This window comes from Ectobacillus antri (assembly GCF_003852715.1).
Lineage (GTDB): Bacteria > Bacillota > Bacilli > Bacillales > Bacillaceae_G > Ectobacillus > Ectobacillus antri.
On sequence record NZ_RIAV01000049.1, the window covers coordinates 1 to 4,566 of the forward strand.

A 4,566-nucleotide genomic window follows, 5' to 3' on the forward strand; every position below is an offset into this window, starting at 1 on the left:
CTTTCTTGTTTCTCGTATGAACGTAATTCAGAAGGCGTTAACCCATGAAAGTTTGTAATGTTTAACCGCTTCATTTTACCAGCTCCTGTCCCTGCCTTTTCTAGTAAACAGTGTAGACAAGAAGGGAAGGTTTTAGGCATCAGAGGCTGAAAAAATTATTCACTTATATATAGTCATGGAAATGGAAGAGTCACAAGATTATTTGCTATTTAACTATGTTACTAACTATCGATTAAAAAATAAATGAAAGTGAAAAATTAAAAGACCCCATCAACAGATAAGCAAATCTATTATTTAATCTTATCTACTTTTTTATCTTTATATTAAAAATTTTTGTTGCTTTATTTGTAAGATTATAACATAATTAACTTTGTATTCTAAATATTCAGAAACTGGAGGGATGTAAATGAAGTTTAAAAAGTTAAGAACGTTTGTTGCTTCTATGTTACTAACCTTAACTTTTGGAGGAGTTGTTTTAGCTGAAGAACCACCAGTTGATCCAGATCCGCTTCCGCCTACTACAACATCTGAAAATGGAGTTTTTACACCTGGAATTCAGGATGTTTCAGCAATTGACGATATTGAAGTTGCATCCGGTAGTTGTTATCCTATGTACAAGTATAAAACAGCTATATACGAAGACGGCAACTTCTACTCTAAAAGTACGTCAGATGCTTATAAAGTTTGTTCTGGTTCTACTACACGTGATTATATTAAGTACATTTATGCAAAAACTAGATTGTATAGAAATGGAGCCTTTGTAAAGTCTGCTACTGATGGTTCATATGGTGCTACTAGTGCACTTATAACTGCGTACAACAATAGTCTTTGGAAACCTGGCACATATGAAGGTTATGGAAATCACACATTTAAAAAAGCAGGATATGCTGACCATTACTTTCAAACATACACAAAATATAAACACTGGTAAATGAATAAAGTACAAAAAAGGAGAAGGTCTATATGACTACTCCTTTTTAGATTGGAGACATTACTTACCATGTTAAAAAGTAAATCCTTATTGATATTAATCGTTATAACAACCGTTTTTATTATTGGTTATGTTATTGATGCGTTTCAAAATAAAAAAGTTGAGAAAAGCTCTCAGATAAAACAAACAAATAATTTAAATTTAAAACCGGCTTATGATAATGCATATGATTATAAATATGTACCTCATGCTGATAACGGAGTTTCTATTGCTTTAGTGAGTGAGGATCACTCTACCGTAATAGGTGAAAATAATTTCTCTATGAGTAACAAACAACAATTTTATTCCACTATTGCAGTAATTAATCAAACAAACAGAAAACGTGACTATGTTTTAATGCCTCTTGTTGATTATAAACAAGAGGAAATATTAATTGGGGAACAAACAACAAATACATATAGGTTTTCTTTAGAGGCTAAACAAATAGCTTTTATTCCCTTTATGCTTCCAAAATTAAATAAAGGCTTTCATGATATTATTCTCGCATTAGCTCCTGATCCAGATGATAAAAACTTAGATATACAATATAGAAGACAAACCGAATTAAGTCATATGATGTTTAAAAGATTAAACATTCAGGTAAATAAAAATGATAAAATGAATGTTACATATGAAAAGTTTGATGAGACTTCTAATGATAACGGGCTTTCAGGTGTAATTGTAACTAAATCAAAAGAATTAAAGCCTTGGCTTATTGAAAATATAAATAGTGAAAATGATATAGATTATCATCTAAACATAGGAAATGATTTAGATAAAAAAAGTCATTTTGCATTAATTTCCTTATTGGATTGGAAGCAAACACCAATAAAAGGAGATAAACATGTACTATTTGGAGAATTAAACCCTAATAGTTCCACAACAATTAAAGGTGTAATAAAACAAAATTTAGTACAAGAAGGTACGTCTAATTTCACTGTTATTTACATTCCTTTGAGTGATCAACAATCTAATATAAAAAACGCAGATATGGATTCAGAACCGAGCATTAGGATAGCTTTAAACAAAAATTTAAATCAATAAAAGTAAGGATACAACATGTCTAAGGAGGTGAGACATGAAAGGTTCATTTACAATTGTACATGGTGTTATTCTTGGTTCAAGTATGCTTTATTATTTATCATTTGTTGCAGGTGTAAAAAGAATCTTTTTAATATCATAATCTATATTATTTAACTAACCCTGTGTAAAAGGAAGGGACAGATATGGATAAAAAAAGAATTAGTTTGCGGGACGGAAAAGTTAGCTGGAAGGGGGCTATTATCTTCCTAGGAATTATGATTTTCTTAAGTTCCTGTCAAATTTCCTCCGCCCTTAATAATGTTGCTAACACCATGAGTGAACAGAAAATGTCTAATGAAAACAACTGGGAGAGAACAAATATGCTAATTGAGGAATGGATTGAAAATTCCTCAGTGCATAATCAACAATCAATTCCTTGAATGGTATAAAAAACAACCTACTTAGCGTTGTGAATTCCCTAAAAGCAGATGGAAAAATATTTTCCGATAGGGCAATGCCTTTTAGAATAATCACAGAGTTCTTATCACTAAACTCGAAGTAATGCCACATATCATAGATATGTGGCATTACTCGTAATAATATGTTTCAAAAAACGATAGCTAAAGGTTTTTTTATGTTTATAGAACATATACTTTCTCAGTTAATGTGCCAGTGCTTTTGACGTGAGATCAAATCCAGACACGTTTTCCTTTTTTTGTTGTACACCAATGCCCACGCACAGTTCAACTCTCCGTGTGTCTTACGATTGTCGTTACAATAGGCAACTCAAGGTGCTTTTTAATGCCGTATGCGGACCGCTGTATTTTGACGTATGCTTTTTTGTCATCTGTCTTCTTTCCACTTGATTCCGCTCTGCTTTTCCAAATACCTGCTTTTAGCTTGTTATTCGTCTGATGCAGCCGATGAACCCTCTTGCATGCTTTTTTCCGCGTATTCTTTAACGGCTTCAGATACAGCTTGTTTGATGATTTTTTGTACATGTTCTGACGACCCCGTAGATAATAGTAGAACTAAAGACACAACCTCCATATCGTCTGGATGCACTCTGCCACGACGTTTTGCTTCGCGCAGCCAATGAATAGGAATTGTAAGAGGTTGATGTAGCAAAGCGTAGCTTTCTTGAGATAAAAATGGATTCTTTGCAACTTCGAGCGGAACGTGAGTTAACAATAATTTATCGTTTGCTACTGCTGATTTAGATGAAGAAATAGGTGCGACAACAACATGTTGTTTGGATAGCTGTACATCATCATGGTTCTCATCATCACTTAAGACGATAGCCATATGATTACCTTGCAACACCGTATGAGGCAAAGGCCTACCTTTCACATGGTCCTTTTTCCGAGGATCATAAACGACCTCTGTAAAATTCACATAGAACACATCTCCACGCTTGAATGAAACTGCTGCCAACCCCATCACTCCTATGTACCAGTTTTAAGAAAATTATACCATATCTGGATAATGTGAATGGAACAAGCAACAAAAAAGAACCTTTTATTTTTAATAAAAGGTTCTTTTCATTCTTCTATGGAACGCGTGCGATCTTTTAATGTTTGTTTGTGTAAAACACGCTCTAGTTTAGCTTTTTCTGTTTGATCACGTTCTAAAACAATTTTATCTACGTCTACACCTAGTCGTTGAGATAACTTATTAAACAAGTTAAATCCAGATTTTTTTTCATTTAAGTTAGCGACTGTATTAGCTTTTTGAGGAAACGGAACAACCATTGCCATATTTCCCTCTCCTTTCTAATTTAAGAAAGTTTTTATATGCTTGGAGCGGTATACAAACACTTAGTCCGTTGTATACGTCACATATTACCATTGTAAACAACTTAATTTTATAACAGATTCTGTAATTTGCAATAAAAAACCTTTGTTTTTATCAACATTTTTTCAGTTTTTTTGAAATACACGACGCAAAATACTTTATATGTATAATCATGTTATGCACCAAACATGCCGATAAAATACTTGTAAGATGCCTATTTTTAAACTAACTCTTATTAAACAACGCTTATCTTAAGCAAGATAAGCGTTGTTTAATTTATTATCTTTGTCCCGTATAAATGTCAACTAGATTATGTACAAAAAAGCTCACTTAATGATGTATAAAATTACTCAGGTTCTTTCGGAAAATGATCTTTTAGACGATATGACTTTCCTACAATTGTCACTACCGTTGCGTGATGTAAAATACGATCAAGAATGGCATTTGCTAACTTAGGCTCTTGAAACACTTCATCCCAGGATTTGAAATTGACGTTAGTTGTAAAAATTGTGCTGCGCTTTTCGTAACGCTTATCAATCAGCTGAAAAAACAATTTGGCATCCTCCGGATTAATAGGCAAATATCCGATTTCGTCGATAATTAAGAGCTTATACTTTGTATAATGCTTTAAGCGACTTTCCAAACGGTTTTCTAGGTACTCTTTCTTTAAATTTTGAATGAGGTCATGACATTTTATAAAATACGTACTTGTTCTTTTTTTCGCAGCTGCGATACCAATTCCTGTCGCTAAATGAGTTTTGCCCACACCACTTGGACCA

Annotated in this window: 6 protein-coding genes; 3 read left to right on the forward strand and 3 right to left on the reverse strand. The window is 33.0% G+C overall.

Translation table 11 applies throughout. From position 1 onward, the window contains the following. Positions 1 to 406 precede the first annotated feature (406 nt). From EEJ45_RS17820 to EEJ45_RS17830, 3 genes are all read left to right on the forward strand, one after another. On the forward strand, positions 407 to 931 hold the full coding sequence (locus tag EEJ45_RS17820; RefSeq protein WP_124566096.1) for a hypothetical protein: 525 nt from the start codon (positions 407 to 409) through the stop codon (positions 929 to 931). A 69-nt stretch (positions 932 to 1,000) separates the two neighbouring features. Continuing rightward, positions 1,001 to 2,014 carry a hypothetical protein gene (locus EEJ45_RS17825; RefSeq protein ID WP_124566097.1) on the forward strand — a complete coding sequence of 338 codons (1,014 nt, stop codon included), beginning with the start codon at positions 1,001 to 1,003 and terminating at the stop codon, positions 2,012 to 2,014. Between the two features lie 182 nt (positions 2,015 to 2,196). Beyond that, positions 2,197 to 2,433 (forward strand): hypothetical protein, encoded by a 237-nt coding sequence (locus tag EEJ45_RS17830; protein ID WP_124566098.1) that lies wholly within the window; start codon positions 2,197 to 2,199, stop codon positions 2,431 to 2,433. A gap of 463 nt (positions 2,434 to 2,896) precedes the next feature. Here EEJ45_RS17830 and EEJ45_RS17835 read toward each other — a convergent pair whose 3' ends face one another. The 3 genes from EEJ45_RS17835 to EEJ45_RS17845 form a co-directional block, all read right to left on the reverse strand. Further along, complete coding sequence (locus tag EEJ45_RS17835) at positions 2,897 to 3,427, reverse strand: type II toxin-antitoxin system PemK/MazF family toxin (RefSeq protein ID WP_164464345.1); 531 nt, start codon at positions 3,425 to 3,427, stop codon at positions 2,897 to 2,899. A gap of 107 nt (positions 3,428 to 3,534) precedes the next feature. Further along, on the reverse strand, positions 3,535 to 3,750 hold the full coding sequence (locus EEJ45_RS17840) for a hypothetical protein (protein ID WP_124566100.1): 216 nt from the start codon (positions 3,748 to 3,750) through the stop codon (positions 3,535 to 3,537). A gap of 383 nt (positions 3,751 to 4,133) precedes the next feature. Continuing rightward, positions 4,134 to 4,566 (reverse strand): ATP-binding protein (locus EEJ45_RS17845; RefSeq protein ID WP_164464346.1); only part of this gene is annotated, 433 nt, incomplete at its 5' end.